Origin of the sequence: Streptomyces sp. NBC_00122 (assembly GCF_045160845.1) — a bacterium.
Classification (GTDB): domain Bacteria; phylum Actinomycetota; class Actinomycetes; order Streptomycetales; family Streptomycetaceae; genus Streptomyces.
Window position 1 is genome coordinate 4642578 of record NZ_CP108191.1, and the last position, 22075, is coordinate 4664652.

Genomic DNA, 22075 nt, shown 5'->3' on the forward strand with positions numbered 1-22075 from the left:
CACCCCTCTCCTCGATACTGCCCCGGCTCAGTCCTTGAGCCGGGGCAGTACCTGTTCGCACAGCAGGTGCAGACTGCGCCAGCCCTCGTCCAGCGGCATCCCGCCGCAGAGCGGATGCAGCACCAGGTTCCCCGCCTCGCCCGCGCCCCGGGCGTACGAGAGCGCCTGGTCCGGCGTGAGGACCCGGTACACGCCCTCCGCGCGCAGCTCCGCCACCGAGCGCGCCGTCGACCGTACGGCGCTGCGGATGTCCTTGGACTGCCAGGACGCGTACATGCCCGCCTCGTGCAGGAAGCACTCGCCGTGCTCGGCCCAGACCCGGTCGGGGTCCTCGGCGATGTGCAGCAGCGGGGTCTCGGCCGCCGGCATCATGCAGAAGCCCTCCGTGCCGTACTCCGCCAGCCGCGCGCTGTAGTACGCCTCCAGCTCCGGCAGGTGGGCGCTCGGGAAGAACGGCAGCCCGAGCCGGGCCGCGCGCCGCGCCGCCGCCTGTGAACTCCCGCCGACCAGGAGCATCGGGTGCGGCCGGGTGAAGGGCCGCGGGGTCACCCGTACGGTGCGGCCGCGGAACTCGAACGGCTCGCCCGTCCACGCCTTCAGCAGGGTCTCCAGCAGCTCGTCCTGGAGCCTGCCGCGCCGGCCCCACTCCACGCCGTGCTGCTCGTACTCCTCGGGCCGGTAGCCGATGCCGGCGACGGTGACCAGGCGCCCGCCGCTCAGCAGGTCCAGGACGGCGATGTCCTCGGCCACCTTCAGCGGGTCGTACAGCGGGCCGATGATCGCCGAGACGGTCACCGCGATCCGGCGGGTGGCACCGAAGACCGCGCCCGCGAAGGCGAAGGGGGAGGGCAGCCAGTTGTTGCCGGCGCCGTGGTGCTCCTCGGTCTGGACGGTGTCGATCCCGCGGTCGTCCGCGTACCTCGCCATCTCCAGCGCCGCCTTGTACCGGGCGGAGAGGGACTCGGGGGTGCCGTTCGGGTCGACGAGATTGAACCGGGCCACGGTGATGGGCATGGAGAAGTCCCCCTTCGCCGGATGTGGGTGGGCGGGCGAAGGGGGACGTTAGCTGACGCAGCGTCAGTTGGACAGGGATCCGGCGGTCCGGCCCGGCCCGCTCAGGCCGGGAGCCTCGTCCAAGGAGCTGAGGAGCCTCGTCCGGAGATACGAGGAGCGGTCGACGAGGTCACGCATACTGAATCTGTTATGGACATCCTCATCCTTGCTGTAGTCATCGCCCTGGTCGCGGTCGGCGTGATCAGCGGGCTCGTGGTCAGCAGCCGCAAGAAGAAGCAGCTGCCGCCGCCGGCACCGTCGAGCACGCCGACCATCACTGCCCCGCCCGCCGAACCCCAGGTGGGGGAGGACGCCGCACCGACGGTCGAAGAGCCGCGCCGCACCATCGAGGAGGTCGGCCTTCCCGAGGCGGAGGCTCCCGCTCCCGTGGAGGAGGCCGAGCCCGAGGCGCCGCCCGCGCCCCGGATCGAGATCCCCGAGCCCACCGCCGGCCGCCTGGTCCGGCTGCGCGCGCGCCTCGCCCGGTCGCAGAACACCCTCGGCAAGGGGCTGCTCACGCTGCTCTCCCGGGAGCACCTCGACGAGGACACCTGGGAGGAGATCGAGGAGACCCTCCTCATCGCCGACGTCGGTGTCGCACCGACCCAGGAGCTGGTCGACCGGCTCCGCGAGCGGGTCAAGGTGCTCGGCACCCGCACCCCCGCGGACCTGCGCGCCCTGCTCAAGGAGGAGCTGCTGACCCTGGTCGGCACCGACTTCGACCGCGCCGTGAAGACCGAGAGCGGTGCCGACACGCCGGGCGTCGTGATGGTCGTCGGTGTCAACGGCACCGGCAAGACCACCACCACCGGCAAGCTCGCCCGGGTGCTCGTCGCCGACGGCCGCAGCGTGGTGCTCGGCGCGGCCGACACCTTCCGCGCGGCGGCCGCCGACCAGCTCCAGACCTGGGGCGAGCGCGTGGGTGCCCGTACCGTACGCGGCCCCGAGGGCGGCGACCCCGCCTCGATCGCCTACGACGCGGTCAAGGAGGGCATCGCCGAGGGTGCCGACGTGGTGCTCATCGACACCGCGGGCCGCCTGCACACCAAGACCGGCCTCATGGACGAGCTCGGCAAGGTCAAGCGTGTCGTGGAGAAGCACGGCCCGCTGGACGAGGTCCTGCTCGTGCTGGACGCCACCACCGGGCAGAACGGCCTGACCCAGGCCCGCGTCTTCGCGGAGGTCGTGGACATCACCGGCATCGTGCTGACCAAGCTCGACGGCACCGCCAAGGGCGGCATCGTCATCGCCGTCCAGCGTGCGCTCGGCGTCCCGGTCAAGCTCGTCGGCCTCGGCGAGGGCGCCGATGACCTGGCGCCCTTCGAGCCGGAGGCGTTCGTGGACGCCCTGATCGGCGACTGAGCGGTCCGTACGGAGACCCGTGCCCCTGTCCTGCGGCCTGAGGACAGGGGCACCGCCGTGTACGGGGCTCGGCGGGCCCTATCCGCGGAAGCGGTGGCAGATGTAGGCGAGGGTGCCCAGCAGCAGCCGGGCCTGCGGCGGGCTCGCGGCGGAATCGAGCGCGGGCGGGCGCAGCCAGCCGACCTGGCCCAGACCGGCCCGGTCGGAGGGCGGCGCCGTGACGTACGCCCCCTGGCCCAGCGCCCGCAGGTCGAGGTCGGCGTCGTCCCAGCCCATCCGGTACAGCAGCTGCGGCAGCTCGGCCGCCGCGCCCGGCGCCACGAAGAACTGCGCCCGGCCGTCCGCGGTCACGACGACCGGCCCGAGCGGCAGGCCCATCCGCTCCAGCCGGACCAGCGCGCGCCGCCCGGCCTCCTCCGAGACCTCGATGACGTCGAAGGACCGGCCCACGGGCAGCAGTACCGCCGCGCCCGGGTACTCGCACCAGGCCTCGGTGACCTCGTCCAGGGTGGCTCCCGCCTTGACGGTGGGGGCGAAGGGCAGCGGGTGCGCCCCGGCGGCGGCGCACCCGGGGTCCCCGCAGGAGCAGTCACCGGCGGGTGAGGCGGCGCGGGCGCCCGGGACCACGTCCCAGCCCCACAGCCCCGTGTACTCCGCCACCGCTGTGCATTCCGACGCCCGGCCGCGGCGCCGGGCGCCGGAACGGAACTCCTTGGTGCTGCGGCTGCCGCCGATCGTGAAGCCCATGCCCATGCCCCCTCCAACGGGTCGGACGCGCCGGTGGTTACGACATCGGCGGGACCGGCTGCGGGCGGTCCGCCACGGGGTTCCTCTGCCGCGGCCCGGCGCACTCCTCGCCGCGCGCGCCCCTGGCGCACTCCAGTCCAACCGATCCGTTTTCGCCTTGTGTCAAGTGAATCGCGCCTGGCCGGTGGCGAGTTCATTCGAAGGGGTGGCGAATGGTGGCGTTTCCGGGATCGACCTCGCGGGAGGGGTGATCGTAGGATTACTTTCGGTACACGAACCCCCAAGGCAGGCCCGTCCGTGGGTATGCCGGAGGCAATGCGTGAAGGACTCGTGAAGGTCCGTGGCGGCGCTCGCCGCTCCCGCCAGGGTTTCGTGTGGAAGATGCTGAGCGGATGGGGGCGTTCCAGTGAGCGGCAACGACGCAAGCGGAACGAGCGACGAGTGTGCTGACCGTAATGATCAGCTGACGTCATGGTTCGTCCGCAGCGGCTGGTCGAAGGGCGAGCTCGCCCGCCAGGTCAACCGTCGTGCCCGCCAGATGGGCGCCCACCACATCAGCACGGACACCTCCCGGGTGCGCCGCTGGCTCGACGGCGAACAGCCCCGCGAGCCCGTCCCCCGGATCCTCTCCGAGCTGTTCTCGGAGCGCTTCGGCTCCGTGGTCGCCATCGAGCAGCTCGGCCTGCGCACCGCCCACCAGACCCCGTCCGTCTCCGGCGTCGACCTGCCCTGGGCGGGCCCGCAGACCGTCGAACTGCTCGGCGAGTTCTCCCGCAGCGACCTGATGCTGGCCCGCCGGGGATTCCTCGGGACCTCGCTCGCCCTCTCCGCCGGCCCCGCCCTGATCGAGCCCATGCAGCGCTGGCTCGTCCCGGCCCCGGCCGCCGACCCGGGACCGCGCGCGGTGGGGGCCCCAGCGGAGCGAGGGGGAGGGCCGGCGGGCGCCCTCGGCGGCCACCGCCCGCCCCGGCTCTCCGAGCCCGAGCTCGGCCTCCTCGACGCCACCACCGTGATGTTCCGCCAGTGGGACGCCCAGTGCGGCGGCGGGCTGCGCCGCAAGGCCGTCGTGGGCCAGCTCCACGAGGTCACCGACCTGCTCCAGGAGAACCACCCGGCGCCCGTCATGAAGCGGCTCTTCAAGGTCGCCGCCGAGCTCGCCGAACTGGCCGGATGGATGAGCTACGACATCGGCCTGCACCCCACCGCCCAGAAGTACTTCGTCCTCGCGCTGCACGCCGCGAAGGAGGCCGGGGACAAGCCGCTCGGCTCGTACATCCTCTCCGGCATGAGCCGCCAGATGATCCACCTCGGCCGCCCCGAGGACGCGCTGGAACTCGTGCACCTCGCGCAGTACGGCAGCCGCGACTGCGCCGGCCCGCGCACCCAGGCCATGCTGTATGCGATGGAGGCCCGCGCCTACGCCAACATGGGGCAGCCCAGCCGTTGCAAGCGGGCGGTGCGGATGGCCGAGGACACCTTCGCCGACGTCGGCTTCGGGGGTGAGCCCGAACCCGACTGGATCCGCTTCTTCTCCGAGGCCGAGCTGAACGGCGAGAACTCGCACTCGTACCGCGATCTGGCCTACGTCGCCGGGCGCAGCCCCACGTACGCCTCCCTCGCCGAACCCGTCATGGAGAAGGCCGTCGCACTGTTCGAGAAGGACGAGGAGCACCAGCGCTCCTACGCCCTCAACCTCATCGGCATGGCCACCGTGCACCTGCTCCAGCGCGAGCCCGAGCAGGCCACGGTCCTCGTCGGCCGGGCCCTCGACGTGGCGGGAAAGGTTCGGTCCGAACGGGTGAACACCCGACTGCGCAAGACCGTCGACACCGCCGCCCGTGAGTACGGCGACGTCTCCGACGTGCGTCGGCTCACCGACGTCCTCGTCGCCCGGCTCCCCGAAGCCGCAGAGGCCGTCTAGCGGCCCGGGCGGCCGCCCCTCCCAGACCCCGGCCGCGGCAGTCACCCCGTGAAGCCCGATCAGGCTCCCCCAGCCAGGACATCCGGGTCACCGCCGCGGCCGGCCCCTCGTGTGCGGCCGAACCGCCCCCGCTCTCGCGGAAGCGGCTGCCCGCCGTCGTGGTTCTTCAATTGATGGTTCACGTGTTCATCGGGCTGTAACAGCCCGGACGCCTTCGTCATCGGCGCGAAACACCGAGCGGCGCCGCCGGAAACCGGCCTGCGCGAATCTCAGGGTCATTAACCGGCCAGTCCCGGCCAGCCCCCCATCCGGCCGGACCCCTTAACGCCGCTCAGGTTTTCACGATCGCCCGCACGCGAACGTACCGACGACGAGGAGACGCCGATGGCATCAGCCATCACGACCCTCGCGGCAGACGCCCCGACGCTGTCTGCCGCGAACACCGGGTTCATGCTCATCTGCTCCGCCCTGGTCATGCTGATGACCCCGGGACTCGCCTTCTTCTACGGAGGCATGGTCCGCGTCAAGAGCAGCCTCAACATGCTGATGATGAGCTTCATCAGCCTCGGGATCGTCACGATCCTCTGGGTCCTCTACGGCTTCAGCCTCGCCTTCGGCACCGACTCCGGCTCCCTCATCGGCTGGAACTCCGACTACGTGGGCCTCAGCGGAATCGGCATCACCGAGCTGTGGGACGGGTACACCATCCCGGTCTACGTCTTCGCCGTCTTCCAGCTGATGTTCGCCGTCATCACCCCGGCCCTGATCAGCGGCGCCCTCGCCGACCGCGTGAAGTTCAGCGCCTGGGCCCTGTTCACCGTCCTGTGGGTCACCGTCGTCTACTTCCCCGTCGCCCACTGGGTGTGGGGCGCCGGCGGCTGGCTCTTCGAGCTCGGCGTCATCGACTTCGCGGGCGGCACCGCCGTCCACATCAACGCCGGCGCCGCCGCCCTCGGCGTGATCCTGGTCATCGGCAAGCGCGTCGGCTTCAAGAAGGACCCGATGCGCCCGCACAGCCTCCCCCTCGTGATGCTCGGCGCCGGTCTGCTCTGGTTCGGCTGGTTCGGCTTCAACGCGGGCTCCTGGCTCGGCAACGACGACGGCGTCGGCGCGGTCATGTTCGTCAACACCCAGGTCGCCGCCGCCGCCGCCATGCTCGCCTGGCTCGGCTACGAGAAGCTGCGCCACGGCTCCTTCACCACCCTCGGCGCCGCCTCCGGCGCGGTCGCCGGCCTCGTCGCCATCACCCCCTCCGGCGGCTCCTGCTCCCCGCTCGGTGCGATCGCCATCGGCGCCATCGCCGGTGTCGTGTGCGCCATGGCCGTCGGCCTCAAGTACAAGTTCGGCTACGACGACTCCCTCGACGTGGTCGGCGTCCACCTCGTCGGCGGTGTCGTCGGCTCGCTGCTCGTGGGCTTCTTCGCCACCGGCGGCGTCCAGTCCGACGCGGCGGGCCTCTTCTACGGCGGCGGTCTCGAACAGCTCGGCAAGCAGGCCATCGGAGTCTTCGCGGTCCTGGCCTACTCTCTCGTGGCGTCCGCGCTGCTCGCCTTCCTCCTCGACAAGACGATCGGGATGCGGGTCACCGAGGACGACGAGGTCTCCGGCATCGACCAGGTCGAACACGCCGAGACCGCCTACGACTTCAGCGGAGCGGGCGGTGGATCCTCCTCACGGAGCACCGCCGCCCCCGCCCCCGCCGCCGCGAGCAAGAAGGTTGACGCATGAAGCTGATCACCGCGATCGTCAAGCCGCACAAGCTGGACGAGATCAAGGAAGCCCTCCAGACCTTCGGAGTCCAGGGGCTCACGGTCACCGAGGCCAGCGGCTACGGCCGTCAGCGCGGCCACACCGAGGTCTACCGGGGCGCCGAGTACACCGTGGACCTCGTACCCAAGATCCGCATCGAGGTGCTCGTCGAGGACGCCGACGCCGACGAGGTGATCCGGGTCATCGTGAGCGCCGCCGCCACCGGCAAGATCGGCGACGGCAAGGTGTGGAGCGTCCCCGTGGACTCGGTCGTCCGGGTCCGCACCGGCGAGCGCGGCGCTGACGCGCTCTAGGTGACGGGAGCTCCTGGGTGACGAGCGTCGAGAAGACCACGGACCACACGGCCGACTCGGGACCCAGCGGTTACGCCGCGGCCCGGCTGCGACTCCTCCAGGAGGAGTCGCGGTCCGGGCCTTCGCGGCGTTCCGCCCTGGCCGGGCTGACCGACGAATGGCTGAACGCCCTGTTCACGGCCGCCGTACGGGAGACCGGCGTACGCGGCGCCGCCCTCGTGGCCGTCGGCGGTTACGGGCGCGGCGAACTCTCCCCGCGCAGCGACCTCGACCTGGTGCTGCTGCACGACGGCAAGGCCGAGCCGCGGGCCCTGAGCGCGCTGGCCGACCGCGTCTGGTACCCGGTGTGGGACCTGGGCGTCGCCCTCGACCACTCGGTACGGACCCCCGGTGAGGCCCGGAAGACGGCCGCCGAGGACCTCAAGGTGCACCTCGGGCTGCTGGACGCCCGGCCGGTCGCGGGCGACGCCGGCCTCCTCGCCGGCCTGCGGACCGCGGTGCTGGCCGACTGGCGCAACCAGGCGGCCAAACGGCTCCCGGAGCTGCACACCCTGTGCCGGGAACGGGCCGAGCGGGCCGGTGAGCTGCGCTTCCTGCTCGAACCCGACCTCAAGGAGGCCCGCGGCGGTCTCCGGGACGCCACCGCGCTGCGGGCGGTGGCGGCGTCCTGGCTGGCCGACGCCCCGCGCGAGGGCCTCGCCGACGCCCGGCGCCGGCTCCTCGACGCACGGGACGCCCTGCACCTGGTGACCGGCCGGGCCACCGACCGGCTCTCGCTCCAGGAACAGGACCAGGTCGCGGCCCAGCTCGGGCTGCTCGACGCGGACGCGCTGCTGCGCGAGGTGTACGAGGCCGCGCGGGTCGTCGCGTACGCCGGTGACGTGACCTGGCGCGAAGTCGGCCGGGTCCTGCGGGCCCGCGCGGCCAGGCCGAGGCTGCGGGGGCTCCTCGGCACCCGCGGGGCGCCCGCCGTCGAGCGGGCACCCCTGGCCGAGGGGGTCGTGGAGTCCGACGGCGAAGCCGTGCTGGCCCTGGCCGCGCGCCCCGACCGGGATCCCGTGCTGCCGCTGCGCTTCGGCGCGGCCGCCGCACAGGCCGGACTCCCCGTGTCCCTGCACGCCCTGCGCAGGCTCGCGGCCCAGGCGAAGCCGCTCCCGGTGCCGTGGCCGGCCGAGGCCCGGGAGCAGCTCCTCACCCTGCTGGGTGCCGGCGAGCCGACCATCGCGGTCTGGGAGGCCATGGAGGCGGAAGGCCTGATCACACGACTGCTGCCCGACTGGGAACGGGTACGGTGCCGCCCGCAGCGCAACCCCGTCCACACCTGGACGGTGGACCGCCACCTCATCGAGACGGCCGTGCGGGCCTCGGCCCTCACCCGCCGGGTCGGCCGCCCCGACCTGCTCCTGATGGCCGCTCTCCTGCACGACATCGGCAAGGGCTGGCCGGGGGACCACTCCGTGGCGGGGGAGACGATCGCGCGTGACGTCGCCGTGCGGGTCGGCTTCGACACGCGGGACATCGACGTACTGGGCACCCTCGTACGGCACCACCTGCTGCTGATCGACACCGCGACCCGGCGCGACCTGGACGACCCGGCGACCGTCCGCGCGGTCGCCGGGGCCGTGGGGTCGGTGGGCACGCTGGAGATACTGCACGCCCTCACGGAGGCGGACGCCCTGGCCACCGGGCCGGCGGCGTGGAGCGCCTGGCGGGGATCGCTGGTCGCGGACCTCGTCGCGCGGGTCGCCGCCGTGCTGCGCGGCGCGGCCCCGGCCGAGCGTGAACCGGAGATCCCCTCGACCGAACAGGAACGCCTGGCGGTGGAGGCGCTGCGCACCGGGGAGCCGGTGCTCGCGCTCCAGGCCCGGCACGAGGAGGACGCCGTCGGCGTGGAACTCGTCGTGGCCGTCCCCGACCAGCCGGGGGTCCTCCCGGCCGCGGCGGGCGTGCTGGCCCTGCACCGGCTCACCGTCCGGGCGGCAGACCTGCGCTCCGTGGAGCTCCCGGACCGGCTGGGGGAGGTCCTGGTGCTGCGCTGGCGGGTGGCGGCCGAGTACGGCTCCCTGCCCGAGGCCGCGCGGCTGCGCACCGACCTGGTCCGCGCCCTGGACGGCTCGCTCGACGTACCGGCCAGGCTGGCGGACCGCGAGGCGGCGTACCCGCGCCGCCGCGGGGTGGTCCCGCCGCCGCCCCGGGTCGAGGTGGTCCCGGACGTCTCCGCGCTGGCCACGGTCCTGGAGGTGCGCGCCCCCGATGCGGTGGGTCTGCTGCACCGGATCGGGCGGGCGCTGGAGTCCGGCGGGGTCAGGGTCCGCAGCGCGCACGTCTCGACGCTCGGCGCCAATGCCGTGGACACGCTGTACGTGACCACCCCCGAGGGCAAGCCGCTCGAACCCGTGCGGGCGGCGGCCCTGGCCGCATCCGTGCAGGCGGCGCTGGCGTAGCGGCGGGGCCGGATCGCCCCCGGGCGATTTCGGCCCCACCGGCCCTGCGGGGCCCGCGGTCAGGGTCGGAGCTCCGGGAAAAGACGCCCGAAGGGCCGGGCCGGTGGCGCGGCCCGATACCCTGGGGGACGACCACAACGCCCCCGACCCGAGGAATCGCGACCACCGTGTTCGATACGCTCTCCGACCGCTTGGCGAATACCTTCAAGGGCCTGCGCGGCAAAGGCCGGCTGTCCGAGGCTGACATCGACGCAGCGGCCCGGGAAATCCGTATCGCCCTCCTCGAGGCCGACGTCGCCCTCCCGGTCGTCCGCTCCTTCATCGCGAACGTCAAGGAGAGGGCCCGCGGCGAGGAGGTCAGCAAGGCGCTGAACCCCGGCCAGCAGGTCCTCAAGATCGTCAACGACGAGCTGGTGACGATCCTCGGCGGCGAGACGCGGCGGCTGCGCTTCGCCAAGACCGCCCCCACCGTGATCATGCTGGCCGGTCTCCAGGGTGCCGGTAAGACCACCCTCGCCGGAAAGCTCGGCCTCTGGCTCAAGGGGCAGGGCCACACCCCGCTCCTCGTCGCGTGCGACCTCCAGCGCCCCAACGCCGTCAACCAGCTCTCCGTCGTCGCCGACCGCGCGGGCGTCGCCTTCTACGGGCCCCAGCCCGGCAACGGCGTCGGTGACCCGGTCCAGGTCGCGAAGGACTCCGTCGAGTACGCGCGGACCAAGCAGCACGACATCGTCATCGTCGACACCGCCGGCCGCCTCGGCATCGACGCCGAGCTGATGCAGCAGGCCGCGGACATCCGCGACGCCGTCAGCCCCGACGAGATCCTGTTCGTCGTCGACGCCATGATCGGCCAGGACGCGGTCAACACCGCCGAGGCCTTCCGCGACGGCGTCGGCTTCGACGGCGTCGTGCTCTCGAAGCTCGACGGCGACGCCCGGGGCGGTGCCGCGCTCTCCATCGCGCACGTCACCGGCAAGCAGATCATGTTCGCCTCGAACGGCGAGAAGCTCGACGAGTTCGACGCCTTCCACCCGGACCGCATGGCGGGCCGGATCCTCGACATGGGTGACATGCTCACCCTCATCGAGCAGGCCGAGAAGACCTTCTCGCAGGCCGAGGCCGAGAAGATGGCGGCCAAGCTCGCCAAGGGCCCCAAGGAGTTCACGCTCGACGACTTCCTGGCCCAGATGGAGCAGGTCCGGAAGATGGGCTCCATCTCCAAGCTCCTCGGCATGCTCCCCGGCATGGGTCAGATCAAGGACCAGATCAACAACATCGACGAGCGCGACGTGGACCGCACCGCCGCGATCATCAAGTCGATGACCCCGGCCGAGCGCCAGGACCCGACGATCATCAACGGCTCGCGCCGTGCCCGTATCGCCAAGGGTTCCGGCACCGAGGTCAGCGCCGTCAAGTCGCTCGTGGAGCGGTTCTTCGACGCCCGCAAGATGATGTCCCGCATGGCTCAGGGCGGCGGCATGCCCGGGATGCCCGGCATCCCCGGGATGGGCGGCGGCCCCGGCCGGCAGAAGAAGCAGGTCAAGCAGGCCAAGGGCAAGCGCAAGAGCGGGAACCCGATGAAGCGCAAGGAAGAGGAGGCCGCAGCCGCGGCCCGCCGTGAGCAGGGTCCGCAGGCGATCGAGCCCGCGGCCGGCGGCAGCCCCTTCGGGCTTCCCGCGGGCGGCGGTCAGCCGGGTCAGGACTTCGACCTGCCGGACGAGTTCAAGAAGTTCATGAAGTAGTACGCACGCGGGTACGCGAGCGTGGGCCCCGGCTGTGTTCACACAGCCGGGGCCTTCTGTATCTGCGGGGGCAGTGGTCGGGTTTGTCGCTTATGGTCGGCCGGGAGGACGGCAGAAGGAGACGCCCGTGCCCAGCCCCAGCCCCGTACCGCCGCGCGACCGGGCCGACACGCCCTGGCGCTCGGAGGGCGCACCGCCCGCCCCCGCGCCGAAGAAGAGGATGCCGGGCGGCTGGCGGTGGCTGATCCTCGCCGCCCTGATCGTCTACCTGATCACCAACCTGGTGCTGTCCTTCTTCAACGAGGGCGACGAGCCGACGATCTCGTACACCGAATTCAGCAAGCAGGTCGCGAACGGAAACGTCTCGAAGATCTACTCCAAGGGCGACGCCATCCAGGGAGAGCTGAAGACCAAGCAGCCGCTGCCCGACGGGGACAAGGGCGACTACACCAAGTTCGTCAGCCAGCGGCCGGCCTTCGCCGATGACAACCTGTGGGCCGAGCTCACCAAGCAGAACGTGACCGTGACGGCCTCTCCGGTCGTCCTGCAGCGCAGTTTCCTGGCCAACCTGCTGCTTTCCCTCGCCCCCATGCTGCTGCTGGTCGCGCTGTGGATCTTCTTCTCCCGCCGCATGAGCGCCCGGATGGGCGGCATGGGCGCGCTGGGCCGCAAGGCCCCGCCCAAGCCGGTGGAGCTGGTGGAGGGCGCCACGCGCACCACCTTCGAGGACGTGGCCGGCATCGACGAGGTCGCGGGGGAGCTGAACGACGTCGTCGACTTCCTCAAGAACCCGCAGGACTACCGGAGGATGGGCGCCAGGATGCCGGGCGGGGTCCTGCTGTCCGGACCGCCCGGCACCGGCAAGACCCTGCTGGCACGGGCGGTCGCGGGCGAGGCCGGGGTCCCGTTCTTCTCCGCCTCCGCCTCCGAGTTCATCGAGATGATCGTCGGCGTGGGAGCCTCCCGGGTCCGCGAACTGTTCGCGGAGGCGCGCAAAGTGGCCCCCGCGATCATCTTCATCGACGAGATCGACACCATCGGCCGCGTACGGGGCGGCGGTGCGACGATGGGCGGCCACGACGAGCGCGAGCAGACCCTGAACCAGATCCTCACCGAGATGGACGGCTTCTCGGGTTCGGAGGGCGTGGTCGTCCTGGCCGCCACCAACCGGGCGGACGTCCTGGACCCCGCGCTGACCCGCCCGGGCCGCTTCGACCGCACGGTGGTCGTCTCCCCGCCCGACCGGGGCGGCCGCGAGGCCATCCTGCGCATCCACACGCGGGACATCCCGCTCGCCGCGAGCGTCGACCTGGCCCAGGTGGCCCGTACCACCCCCGGAATGACCGGCGCCGAACTGGCCAACCTGGCCAACGAGGCCGCGCTGCTGGCCGTCAAACGCCGCCAGGACCAGGTCACCCAGTCCGATCTCTCCGACGCCCTGGAGAAGGTCCAGCTCGGCGCGGAACGGTCCCTGGTCATGCCGCTGGAGGAGCGCCGCCGTACGGCCTACCACGAGAGCGGCCACGCCCTGCTGGGCATGCTCCAGCCCGGCGCCGACCCGGTGCGCAAGATCACCATCGTCCCCCGGGGCCGCGCGCTCGGCGTCACCCTCTCGACCCCGGACGCGGACCGGTACGCGTACACCGAGGAGTACCTCCGCGGCCGCATCATCGGCGCGCTGGGCGGCATGGCGGCCGAGCACATCGTCTACGACGTGATCACCACGGGCGCGGAGAACGACCTCGAACAGGTCACCAACATCGTCCGCGGCATGGTCGGCCGCTGGGGCATGAGCGAGCGCGTCGGCAAGCTCACCGCCATCCCCACCGACGGCCAGGGCCCGTACGGCCTGTCCGCGGCCCCCGCCACCCTCGACGTGGTCGACCACGAGATGCGGCGGATCGTGGACGAGTGCTACGAGGAGGCCTGCCGGCTGCTGCGCGAGCACCGGCTGAAGCTCGACGCCCTGGCCGAGGCCCTGCTCGCCGCCGAGACCCTGGACGAAGCGGCCGCCTACGCCGCCGCCGGGATCCCGCGCCTGACGAAGGGCCACGGCGCGGACTGAAGGGGCCGCCGCTCACACCACCCGGGCGATCACGTACCGGAAGATGTTCGGCAGCCACACCGCTCCGTCGGATCGCTCGAACGGGTGAAGGGCCTCGGCGAGCTCCTTCTCCGCGAGCGCGGGATCGGCCGCGCCGTCGAAGAGCCCCGTCGACAGCAGCCCGCGCACGGCGCTGTCCACATCCGCGTACCCGAAGGGGCAGAACACCCGACCCGACCCGTCCGGCCGCAGCCCGGCCCGCTCCACGAGCGCGTCCAGGTCCCGGGGCGCGGGCCCGCCGCCCAGGACCGCCGGCACCGTGCACCGTTCCGCCGGACCCCAGTCGGCCAGCACCACTGCCCCGCCGCGCCGGACCGCGGGCAGCGCCCGGGCCAGCGCCGCCGGGGCCGGCGAGAAGGCCAGCAGGGCGTCGTACGGGCGCGGCGCCGCCGACGGCGCCGGGGGAGCCGCGAGCACCTCCAGCAGCCGCTCACGGGCCAGCGCCCGCAGTGCCGGATCCGCCTCCACCCCCGTGGCCACGGCTCCCCGCCCGGCAGCGAGCAGCAGGGGCAGCCCGGCCCCGCAGCCGAGGTCCAGCAGCCGGTCCCCCGGCCCGATCTCCAGCCGGTCGTAGACCGCCTCGTACAGCGGTACCAGCATCCGTTCCTGGATCTCCGCCCAGTCCCGGGCGACGAGTGTCGCGGTCGGCATCGGTGTCATCGAAAGAGCGCTCCTGATTCCATGTCGCCCCCTTGCCCCCGTTGACAGAGAACTCCCCATCGGCCCCCGCGTCCAGAGGAGCGTGCCACCCGATTCACGCATCGAGCGCCGGGCGCCGTACCATTCGCGCCATGGCAAAGGCACCCGTTCTCACCCCGCAGGCGGAGGATTTCCCCCGCTGGTACCAGGATCTGATCAACAAGGCCGAGCTGGCCGACAACGGTCCGGTCCGCGGCACCATGGTCATCCGACCGTACGGCTACGGCCTGTGGGAGCGGATGCAGCAGGAGATGGACGCGCGCATCAAGGACGCGGGCGCCCAGAACGCGTACTTCCCGCTGTTCATCCCGCAGTCGTACCTGACGAAGGAAGCCGAGCACGTCGAGGGCTTCGCCCCCGAGCTCGCGGTCGTCACGCACGGCGGCGGCAAGGAGCTGGAAGAGCCGGTCGTCGTCCGGCCCACCTCCGAGACGATCATCAACGACTACTTCTCCAAGTGGGTCCAGAGCTACCGCGACCTGCCCCTGCTGATCAACCAGTGGGCCAACGTGGTCCGCTGGGAGATGCGCCCGCGCGTCTTCCTCCGCACGAGCGAGTTCCTGTGGCAGGAGGGCCACACGGCCCACGCCACCTACGAGGACGCCCGTGACTACGCCGCCCGCATCCACACGGACGTGTACGGCGACTTCATGACGAACGTGCTCGGCATCGACGTCGTGCTCGGCCGCAAGACCGCCAAGGAGCGCTTCGCCGGCGCCATCAACACCCTCACGCTCGAAGGCATGATGGGCGACGGCAAGGCCCTGCAGCTGGGCACGAGCCACGAGCTGGGCACCAACTTCGCCAAGGCCTTCAACACGCAGTACCTGTCGAAGGAAGGCAAGCAGGAGCTCGTCTGGCAGACCTCGTGGGGCGTCTCGACCCGCATGGTCGGCGGCCTGATCATGTCCCACGGCGACGACAACGGCCTGCGGGTCCCGCCGCGCCTGGCCCACGTCCAGGTCGTCGTCATGGCGATCAAGGGCGACGAGGCCGTGGCCAAGGTCCGCGAGCTGGGCGCCCAGCTGAAGGCCGCCGGCATCCGGGTGCAGGTCGACGACCGCGTCGACACCCCCTTCGGCCGCCGCGCCGTGGACTGGGAGCTCAAGGGCGTACCGGTCCGCATCGAGATCGGCCCCCGCGACCTGGAGGCCGGCACCGCGATGCTGGCCCGCCGGATCCCGGGCGGGAAGACCCCCGTGCAGATCGACGCGCTCGCCGACCTGCTGCCCAAGGTGCTCGACGAGGACCAGGCGCAGCTGCTGCGCGAGTCCCGCGAGCGCCGTGAGGCCCGTACCTCGGACGTCTCGACCATCGAGGAGGCCGCCGAGGCCGCCATCGCCGGCGGCTGGGCGCGGATCCCGTGGGCGGACCTCGGTCCGGAGGGCGAGGCGAAGCTGGCCGAGCAGGCCGTCTCCGTGCGCTGCCTGATCGCCGCCGACGGGTCGGTTCCGGAGGCGGACGACGCCCCCGGTACCCTCGCGATCGTCGCGCGCTCCTACTGATCACTCCTACGCCCCGGCGCGCGGCCTGTGCCGTGCGCCGGGGTTGGTGCTTTCCCGTCGACGTTACGTACCGACTCATCCTGAGATCGACGCACCCGTCCTCGTCGGGACGCATGAGTGTGAACTGACTGGTACGTGCAAAAAATTTGGAATGGCCCGGAATCGGAACACCGGGGCACCTCGGCTCGTTGTCACGACGTGAGCACGACACCCCCTGTTCTCGCCGCAGAGCTGGCGCAGGCGTGGGCCGATATTCAGCGGTACCACCCCGAGCTGCCTGACCTTGCCGCGCCCGAGTCCCTGATCGGAGAGTCCTCGTCCGCCTGCGGCGCCGAGCTCTCCTTCGAGCGACTGCTGCACGAGGCAGTCCACGGCATCGCCGCCGCCCGCGGAGTCCGCGACACCTCGCGCGCCGGCCGCTACCACAACCGCAGATTCCTCGCGATCGCCGAGGAGATGGGTCTGGACCACTCCGAAGAGCCGCACGCCAGCAGCGGCTTCTCGCTGGTCACGCTCAACCCCGAGGCGAAGCGGCGCTACCGCCCCACGATGGAGCGGCTCCAGCGCGCGCTGAAGGCCCACACGGCCGCCACGGCTGCGGACACCAAGCGCAGCTTCCGGGGGCCGGCCGCCCGGCACGGCTCCTCCGGCGGCGGCGTGCGCGTCAAGGCGGTCTGCGACTGCGGGCGCAACGTGCGGGTGGTCCCTTCCGTGCTCGCCCAGGCGCCGATCGTGTGCGGCGGCTGCATGAAGCCGTTCCGCATCCCCGAGGTGGCCATCGCGGCGGCCTCCTGACCGTGGGGCCGGCCCGCCCAAGGCACCCCGGCGGGCCGCGCCGCGCCACTGCGGCGGCGACCGGAGCCGCGGCCGCGCTCAGCCGCGCCCGCAGGGCGGGGTGCATCCACCCCGCCCTGCTGAGCGCGCCGCAGGCGTATGGCACAATGGCTAGCTGTACTCGACAGTCGCATAGGACCCCTCTCTCCTCCGGCTGACGCGTCCATCGGGCACCCGAGTACCGCAACCCCACGTGGCATCTCATGTGCCCAACCACGTCAAGTTCAGGAGACACCACTCCAGTGGCAGTCAAGATCAAGCTCAAGCGCCTCGGCAAGATTCGCCAGCCGCACTACCGCATCGTCGTCGCCGACGCCCGCACCCGCCGGGATGGTCGCGCGATCGAGGAGATCGGTATCTACCACCCGACCTACAACCCGTCGCGCATCGAGGTCAACGCCGAGCGTGCGCAGTACTGGCTGTCCGTCGGCGCCCAGCCCACCGAGGCTGTGCTCGCCATCCTGAAGCTGACCGGTGACTGGCAGGCCCACAAGGGTCTCCCCGCCCCCGCGCCGCTCCTGCAGCCGGAGACGAAGGAGAGCAAGCGTCGCTCCTTCGACGAGTTCGCCAAGGCCCTCGAGGGCATCGGCGAGGGCAAGGGCGAGGCCATCACGCAGAAGGCCAAGAAGGCCGACAAGAAGGCGGACGAGGCTGAGGCCGCCGCCGAGTCGACCGAGGCCTGATCATGCTCGAGGAGGCTCTTGAGCACCTCGTGAAGGGCATTGTGGACAACCCCGACGACGTGCAGGTCGCCTCGCGCAACCTGCGCCGCGGGCAGGTGCTCGAGGTCCGGGTCCACCCCGACGACCTCGGCAAGGTGATCGGCCGCAACGGCCGCACCGCACGTGCTCTGCGTACCGTCGTGGGCGCCATCGGCGGCCGGGGGATCCGCGTCGACCTCGTCGACGTGGACCAGGTCCGCTGAGACCAGGTCCATTGCAAGAGTGATCACCGGCACGGGCCGGGGAGGGCATACGTGCCCGCCCCGGCCCGTCGTCGTCTGAACAGGAGAGACACACAGTGGAGCTGGTAGTCGCGCGGATCGGCCGCGCCCACGGCATCAAGGGTGAGGTCACCGTCGAGGTGCGCACCGACGAGCCGGAACTGCGGCTCAGTCCCGGCGCCGTGCTCAAGACGGAACCCGCGTCTGCGGGACCGCTGACCGTCGAGACGGGCCGGGTGCACAGCGGCAGGCTGCTGCTCCGCTTCGCGGGCGTCAAGGACCGCACCGGCGCCGAGGCGCTGCGCAACACCCTGCTGATCGCGGAGGTGGACCCGGCGGAGCTCCCGGAAGAGGACGACGAGTACTACGACCACCAGCTGATGGACCTGGACGTGGTGCTGGAGGACGGCACCGAGATCGGCCGGATCACCGAAATCTCCCACCTGCCCTCGCAGGACCTCTTCATCGTCGAGCGGCCGGACGGCTCCGAGGTGATGATCCCCTTCGTCGAGGAGATCGTCGCCGAGATCGACCTGGAGGAGCAGCGCTGTGTCATCACCCCGCCGCCCGGGCTGATCGACGAGCGCGAAGCGATCATCGACTCGACCCGCGACGAGGACTCCGGGGAAGAAGCCTGATGCGTCTCGACGTCGTCACGATCTTCCCCGAGTACCTGGAGCCGCTGAACGTCTCCCTCGTCGGCAAGGCCCGCGCCCGCGGCCAGCTCGACGTACACGTCCACGACCTGCGGGACTGGACGTACGACCGGCACAACACCGTCGACGACACCCCGTACGGCGGCGGCCCCGGCATGGTCATGAAGACCGAGCCGTGGGGCGCGGCCCTGGACGCGGCGCTGGCCGACGGCTACGAGGCGGGCGCGCACGGGCCCGTCATGGTCGTCCCCACCCCCAGCGGCCGGCCCTTCACCCAGGAACTGGCCGTCGAGCTCTCCGAGCGGCCCTGGCTGATCTTCACGCCGGCCCGGTACGAGGGCATCGACCGCCGTGTCATGGACGAGTACGCCACGCGCATGCCGGTGTACGAGGTCTCCATCGGCGACTACGTCCTGGCGGGCGGCGAGGCCGCCGTACTCGTCGTCACCGAGGCCGTGGCCCGGCTGCTGCCGGGGGTGCTCGGCAACGCCGAATCGCACCGCGACGACTCCTTCGCCCCCGGTGAGATGGCCAATCTGCTGGAGGGGCCCGTCTACACGAAGCCGCCCGAGTGGCGCGGCCGGGGCATCCCCGAGGTGCTGCTCAGCGGCCACCACGGAAAGATCGCCCGTTGGCGCCGGGACGAGGCCTTCCGCCGGACCGCGCAGAACCGCCCCGACCTGATCGAGCGCTGTGAGGCCGCGGCCTTCGACAAGAAGGACCGGGAGATCCTCTCCATCCTGGGCTGGAAGCCGTCGGCCGACGGCCGATTTTGGCGCAGGCCCCCAGCCGTGGAAGAATAGGCGGCTGCTGTGTGCTCGCGGACGCCCCTGCCACAGGGGGACCGTCGTCCGCCGGGTTCCACGGCTCCCGAATTCTCTACGGAAACCCGCACTGGCGACCTGTGGCGTCATGCGAAGAAAGCAGACGAAGAACATGTCTCACCTGCTCGATGGCGTCAACGCCGCCGCGCTCCGCTCGGACGTCCCGGCCTTCCGCCCGGGTGACACGATCAACGTGCACGTCCGCGTGATCGAGGGCAACCGCTCCCGTATCCAGCAGTTCAAGGGTGTCGTCATCCGCCGCCAGGGCGCCGGTGTCTCCGAGACCTTCACCGTTCGCAAGGTCTCCTTCAGCGTCGGCGTGGAGCGTACCTTCCCGGTCCACTCCCCGATCTTCGAGAAGATCGAGCTCGTCACCCGCGGTGACGTGCGCCGTGCCAAGCTGTACTACCTCCGTGAGCTCCGCGGCAAGGCCGCGAAGATCAAGGAGAAGCGCGACAACTGAGGTCCTCTCCGGGGTCCCGGGGTGGCCGGATAGGCTCGCCCCCGATGGACACCGAAGCACCTCACACGCAGCGCGGCCACTCTTCCCCCGGCGAGGGGGAGGGGCGGTCGCGTTTTGCGTTCTCGTCGCCGCGGACGCGGCGGCAACGGCCGGCCAGGCGGCTGACGTGGCGGCGGGCCGGAGTGCTCGGCGTGGTCTGCACCGTCTTCCTGCTGCTGCTCAGCAACTTCGTGGTGCAGCCCTTCCTGATTCCGAGCCGCTCGATGGAGCCGACGCTCGAGGTCGGGGACCGGGTGCTGGTCGACAAGCTGGCGTACCGTTTCGGCGATCAGCCGCGCCGCGGGGACATGGTGGTCTTCGACGGCACCGGGTCCTTCGTACGGGAACGCCCCGCGGGCCATCCGGTCGGGGAGGCCCTGCACGGCGCGGCCTCGGCGCTCGGGCTCGCTCAGCCGTCCGACACCGACTTCGTCAAGCGGGTCGTGGGCGTCGGCGGGGACGACGTGGTGTGCTGTGATGCGGGCGGGCGCATCAAGGTCAACGGCCTCCCGCTGGAGGAGAAGTACCTGTACCCGGGCGACGCACCTTCGAAGGTGCCCTTCCGGATCGTCGTACCAGTTGGGACCCTGTGGGTGATGGGTGACCATCGATCCCAGTCCAGGGACTCGCGAGACCACCTGGGAGAACCGGGCGGGGGGATGGTGCCGGTGGAGAAGGTGATCGGGCGGGCCGCGTGGATAGGCTGGCCCGTCTCGCGCTGGGGCACGGCCGGGGGCGGGCATGGGTAGCCGCGGGCGGCCGCGCGGCCGTCAGAAACGCGAACCCGAATGGGAACTCGAGTTTGAACCCGAGCCGGAGCCGCAGCCGGAGCCCGTCCCGGTGGTGGAGGGCGGCCGGGCCGAGCGGCGCAGGCTGGCCCGCCGGGTGAAGCGCCGGCGCCGTACGCGCCGGGCCGGTGAACTGCCCCTGCTGGTGGCCGTGGCGCTGTGCATCGCCCTGGTCCTCAAGACCTTCCTGGTGCAGGCCTTCTTCATCCCGTCGGGCTCGATGGAGCAGACCATCCGGATCGGCGACCGGGTGCTGGTGGACAAGCTGACCCCGTGGTTCGGATCCAAGGTCGAGCGCGGCGACGTCGTCGTGTTCAAGGACCCCGGCGGCTGGCTCAAGGGCGAGGTCGCCCGGCCCGCCCCCGACCCGGTCGGCGTCAAGCAGGTCAAACAGGCACTCACCTTCATCGGACTGTTGCCCTCGGCCGACGAGCAGGACCTGATCAAGCGCGTCATCGGCGTCGGCGGGGACACCGTCATGTGCTGTGACGCCAGGGGCCGGGTCACCGTCAACGGCTCGCCGCTCGATGAGCCGTACGTGAACGAGGGCAACACGCCCTCGGACATCCGCTTCGAGGTACAGGTGCCGACGGGCCGGCTCTTCGTGATGGGCGACCACCGGGCGAATTCGGCGGACTCCCGCTTCCACCTCGACGAGGCCTTCGACGGGACCATCGACGAGAACGGGGTCGTGGGGGAGGCCGTGGTCATCGCCTGGCCCTTCGGGCACTGGCGCCGGCTGGAGACGCCCGCCACCTTCCGGATGGTGCCCGATCAGGCCCGCCGCGAGGCACGCGGGCGTCGTCGACGCCGACGGGGCCCGCTGTTCGCATAGTGTGTCCTGGGTCTCCCGCGCCTTAGGGAACTCCCGCTCGTTAAGGGAGGGGAGAGCCCGTTTCCGATCCGGAGCGGGCGGTCGATCCGAGTGAGGGAGTGGATGTGGGGGATGTGGCGGTAGGCGCACGTTCCGGACGCGACGAGGGCGAGGAGCGGCCGGACGACGACGCTGCCATGAGCGAGGCCGAGGAGGACGGCGGTACCGCGGCGCGCCCGCACCGCTCGTTCTGGAAGGAGCTTCCGCTCCTGATCGGTATCGCCCTGCTGCTGGCCCTGCTGATCAAAACCTTCCTGGTCCAGGCGTTCTCGATCCCGTCCGACTCGATGCAGGACACCCTGCAGCGCGGGGACCGGGTTCTGGTGGACAAGCTGACCCCCTGGTTCGGCTCCGAGCCCGAGCGCGGCGAGGTCGTCGTCTTCCACGACCCGGCGGACTGGCTGTCCGGAGAGCCCACCCCGGAGCCGAACCTCGCCCAGCAGATCCTCAGCAAGATCGGCCTGATGCCGGACGCCGCCGAGAAGGACCTGATCAAGCGGACCATCGCCATCGGCGGGGACACGGTCGAGTGCAAGAAGGGGGGACCGGTCGTCGTCAACGGCAAGGCGCTCGACGAGCCGTACATCTACCCCGGCAACACCCCGTGCGACGACGCCCCGTTCGGCCCGATCACCGTGCCCAAGGGCAAGATCTGGGTGATGGGCGACCACCGGCAGAACTCCCAGGACTCCCGCTACCACATGCAGGACTCCACCCAGGGCTTCGTGCCGGTCGACAAGGTCGTCGGGCGGGCCGTGGTGGTCGCGTGGCCGATCACCCGCTGGTCCACCCTGCCGATCCCGGACACCTTCGACCAGCCGGGCATCGGCAACCAGACCAAGGCCGCCGCGCTGGGCCTCGGCGCCTCCGGGCTCGCGCCGGTGGGGCTCGGCCCGGCCGCGCTGGGGCTCACCGGCGCTGTGCCGCTCGTCATGTGGCGCCGACGGAGGCTGACTGGCGGGCGTACCGCCGGGTAGGGTGCCGCCCAGGTCGACGATCTCCGACGTGGGGGCG

Annotated in this window: 20 protein-coding genes; 17 read left to right on the forward strand and 3 right to left on the reverse strand. The window is 71.6% G+C overall.

All coding sequences use genetic code 11. From position 1 onward, the window contains the following. Positions 1-27 precede the first annotated feature (27 nt). Positions 28-1014 carry an LLM class flavin-dependent oxidoreductase gene (locus tag OG737_RS22155; protein ID WP_405921894.1) on the reverse strand — a complete coding sequence of 329 codons (987 nt, stop codon included), beginning with the start codon at positions 1012-1014 and terminating at the stop codon, positions 28-30. Positions 1015-1203: 189 nt separating this feature from the next. Here OG737_RS22155 and ftsY point away from each other — a divergent pair, with 189 nt between their 5' ends. Beyond that, positions 1204-2415, forward strand: coding sequence for a signal recognition particle-docking protein FtsY (gene ftsY, locus OG737_RS22160; RefSeq protein ID WP_328927869.1), 1212 nt, complete (start codon positions 1204-1206; stop codon positions 2413-2415). A gap of 78 nt (positions 2416-2493) precedes the next feature. On the opposite strand, the gene OG737_RS22165 is transcribed toward ftsY, so the two are convergent. Continuing rightward, on the reverse strand, positions 2494-3162 hold the full coding sequence (locus OG737_RS22165) for a bifunctional DNA primase/polymerase (protein WP_328927870.1): 669 nt from the start codon (positions 3160-3162) through the stop codon (positions 2494-2496). 406 nt (positions 3163-3568) lie between these two features. Here OG737_RS22165 and OG737_RS22170 point away from each other — a divergent pair, with 406 nt between their 5' ends. The 6 genes from OG737_RS22170 to ftsH all read left to right on the forward strand — a co-directional run bounded on the left by OG737_RS22170 (position 3569) and on the right by ftsH (position 13397). Then, on the forward strand, positions 3569-5083 hold the full coding sequence (locus OG737_RS22170) for a hypothetical protein (RefSeq protein ID WP_405921895.1): 1515 nt from the start codon (positions 3569-3571) through the stop codon (positions 5081-5083). 384 nt (positions 5084-5467) lie between these two features. Beyond that, positions 5468-6811: an ammonium transporter gene (locus OG737_RS22175; RefSeq protein ID WP_405921896.1), complete on the forward strand. Its 1344-nt coding sequence runs from the start codon at positions 5468-5470 to the stop codon at positions 6809-6811. Next, complete coding sequence (locus OG737_RS22180; protein ID WP_328927872.1) at positions 6808-7146, forward strand: P-II family nitrogen regulator; 339 nt, start codon at positions 6808-6810, stop codon at positions 7144-7146. The genes OG737_RS22175 and OG737_RS22180 overlap by 4 nt, the downstream gene beginning before the upstream one ends. Positions 7147-7163: 17 nt before the next feature. Continuing rightward, positions 7164-9590 carry a [protein-PII] uridylyltransferase gene (locus OG737_RS22185; protein WP_405921897.1) on the forward strand — a complete coding sequence of 809 codons (2427 nt, stop codon included), beginning with the start codon at positions 7164-7166 and terminating at the stop codon, positions 9588-9590. A 167-nt stretch (positions 9591-9757) separates the two neighbouring features. After that, entirely contained in the window at positions 9758-11332 is a 1575-nt protein-coding gene (ffh, locus tag OG737_RS22190; RefSeq protein WP_328927874.1) for a signal recognition particle protein, read from the forward strand. A 127-nt stretch (positions 11333-11459) separates the two neighbouring features. After that, the gene (gene ftsH / locus OG737_RS22195; RefSeq protein ID WP_405678335.1) at positions 11460-13397 is read left to right on the forward strand and encodes an ATP-dependent zinc metalloprotease FtsH; all 1938 of its coding nucleotides are present in this window, start codon (positions 11460-11462) and stop codon (positions 13395-13397) included. A 12-nt stretch (positions 13398-13409) separates the two neighbouring features. On the opposite strand, the gene OG737_RS22200 is transcribed toward ftsH, so the two are convergent. Then, positions 13410-14087 carry an SAM-dependent methyltransferase gene (locus tag OG737_RS22200; RefSeq protein WP_405678333.1) on the reverse strand — a complete coding sequence of 226 codons (678 nt, stop codon included), beginning with the start codon at positions 14085-14087 and terminating at the stop codon, positions 13410-13412. Between the two features lie 140 nt (positions 14088-14227). Here OG737_RS22200 and proS point away from each other — a divergent pair, with 140 nt between their 5' ends. The 10 genes from proS to lepB (OG737_RS22250) all read left to right on the forward strand — a co-directional run bounded on the left by proS (position 14228) and on the right by lepB (OG737_RS22250) (position 22038). After that, positions 14228-15640: a proline--tRNA ligase gene (proS, locus tag OG737_RS22205; protein ID WP_328927877.1), complete on the forward strand. Its 1413-nt coding sequence runs from the start codon at positions 14228-14230 to the stop codon at positions 15638-15640. A 198-nt stretch (positions 15641-15838) separates the two neighbouring features. Next, complete coding sequence (locus tag OG737_RS22210) at positions 15839-16435, forward strand: hypothetical protein (RefSeq protein WP_328927878.1); 597 nt, start codon at positions 15839-15841, stop codon at positions 16433-16435. Between the two features lie 281 nt (positions 16436-16716). Next, a complete protein-coding gene (gene rpsP, locus OG737_RS22215; RefSeq protein WP_030386406.1) occupies positions 16717-17157 on the forward strand; it encodes a 30S ribosomal protein S16 in 441 nt (146 codons plus the stop codon). Positions 17158-17159: 2 nt separating this feature from the next. Next, the gene (locus tag OG737_RS22220) at positions 17160-17399 is read left to right on the forward strand and encodes an RNA-binding protein (protein ID WP_007266827.1); all 240 of its coding nucleotides are present in this window, start codon (positions 17160-17162) and stop codon (positions 17397-17399) included. 95 nt (positions 17400-17494) lie between these two features. Then, positions 17495-18055 carry a ribosome maturation factor RimM gene (rimM, locus tag OG737_RS22225; protein WP_328927879.1) on the forward strand — a complete coding sequence of 187 codons (561 nt, stop codon included), beginning with the start codon at positions 17495-17497 and terminating at the stop codon, positions 18053-18055. Beyond that, the gene (gene trmD / locus OG737_RS22230) at positions 18055-18876 is read left to right on the forward strand and encodes a tRNA (guanosine(37)-N1)-methyltransferase TrmD (protein ID WP_328927880.1); all 822 of its coding nucleotides are present in this window, start codon (positions 18055-18057) and stop codon (positions 18874-18876) included. The genes rimM and trmD overlap by 1 nt, the downstream gene beginning before the upstream one ends. Positions 18877-19009: 133 nt before the next feature. After that, positions 19010-19360, forward strand: coding sequence for a 50S ribosomal protein L19 (gene rplS / locus OG737_RS22235; RefSeq protein WP_073911044.1), 351 nt, complete (start codon positions 19010-19012; stop codon positions 19358-19360). A 44-nt stretch (positions 19361-19404) separates the two neighbouring features. After that, positions 19405-20148, forward strand: a complete 744-nt coding sequence (gene lepB, locus OG737_RS22240) for a signal peptidase I (protein ID WP_405921898.1) — start codon at positions 19405-19407, stop codon at positions 20146-20148. Next, positions 20141-21022 (forward strand): signal peptidase I, encoded by an 882-nt coding sequence (lepB, locus tag OG737_RS22245; RefSeq protein WP_405678325.1) that lies wholly within the window; start codon positions 20141-20143, stop codon positions 21020-21022. Before lepB (OG737_RS22240) ends, lepB (OG737_RS22245) begins: the two co-directional genes overlap by 8 nt. A gap of 113 nt (positions 21023-21135) precedes the next feature. Beyond that, entirely contained in the window at positions 21136-22038 is a 903-nt protein-coding gene (gene lepB / locus OG737_RS22250; protein ID WP_328927882.1) for a signal peptidase I, read from the forward strand. Positions 22039-22075: the final 37 nt, after the last annotated feature.

Coding starts and splice junctions, on each gene's coding strand:
- OG737_RS22180 (WP_328927872.1), top strand. CDS start 6,808: ATGAAGCTGATCACCGCGATCGTCAAGCCGCACAAGCTGGACGAGATC.
- OG737_RS22155 (WP_405921894.1), bottom strand. CDS start 1,014: ATGCCCATCACCGTGGCCCGGTTCAATCTCGTCGACCCGAACGGCACC.
- trmD (WP_328927880.1), top strand. CDS start 18,055: ATGCGTCTCGACGTCGTCACGATCTTCCCCGAGTACCTGGAGCCGCTG.
- rplS (WP_073911044.1), top strand. CDS start 19,010: ATGTCTCACCTGCTCGATGGCGTCAACGCCGCCGCGCTCCGCTCGGAC.
- lepB (WP_405678325.1), top strand. CDS start 20,141: ATGGGTAGCCGCGGGCGGCCGCGCGGCCGTCAGAAACGCGAACCCGAA.
- OG737_RS22200 (WP_405678333.1), bottom strand. CDS start 14,087: ATGCCGACCGCGACACTCGTCGCCCGGGACTGGGCGGAGATCCAGGAA.
- proS (WP_328927877.1), top strand. CDS start 14,228: ATGGCAAAGGCACCCGTTCTCACCCCGCAGGCGGAGGATTTCCCCCGC.
- OG737_RS22175 (WP_405921896.1), top strand. CDS start 5,468: ATGGCATCAGCCATCACGACCCTCGCGGCAGACGCCCCGACGCTGTCT.
- OG737_RS22165 (WP_328927870.1), bottom strand. CDS start 3,162: ATGGGCTTCACGATCGGCGGCAGCCGCAGCACCAAGGAGTTCCGTTCC.
- OG737_RS22220 (WP_007266827.1), top strand. CDS start 17,160: ATGCTCGAGGAGGCTCTTGAGCACCTCGTGAAGGGCATTGTGGACAAC.
- ftsY (WP_328927869.1), top strand. CDS start 1,204: ATGGACATCCTCATCCTTGCTGTAGTCATCGCCCTGGTCGCGGTCGGC.
- lepB (WP_405921898.1), top strand. CDS start 19,405: ATGGACACCGAAGCACCTCACACGCAGCGCGGCCACTCTTCCCCCGGC.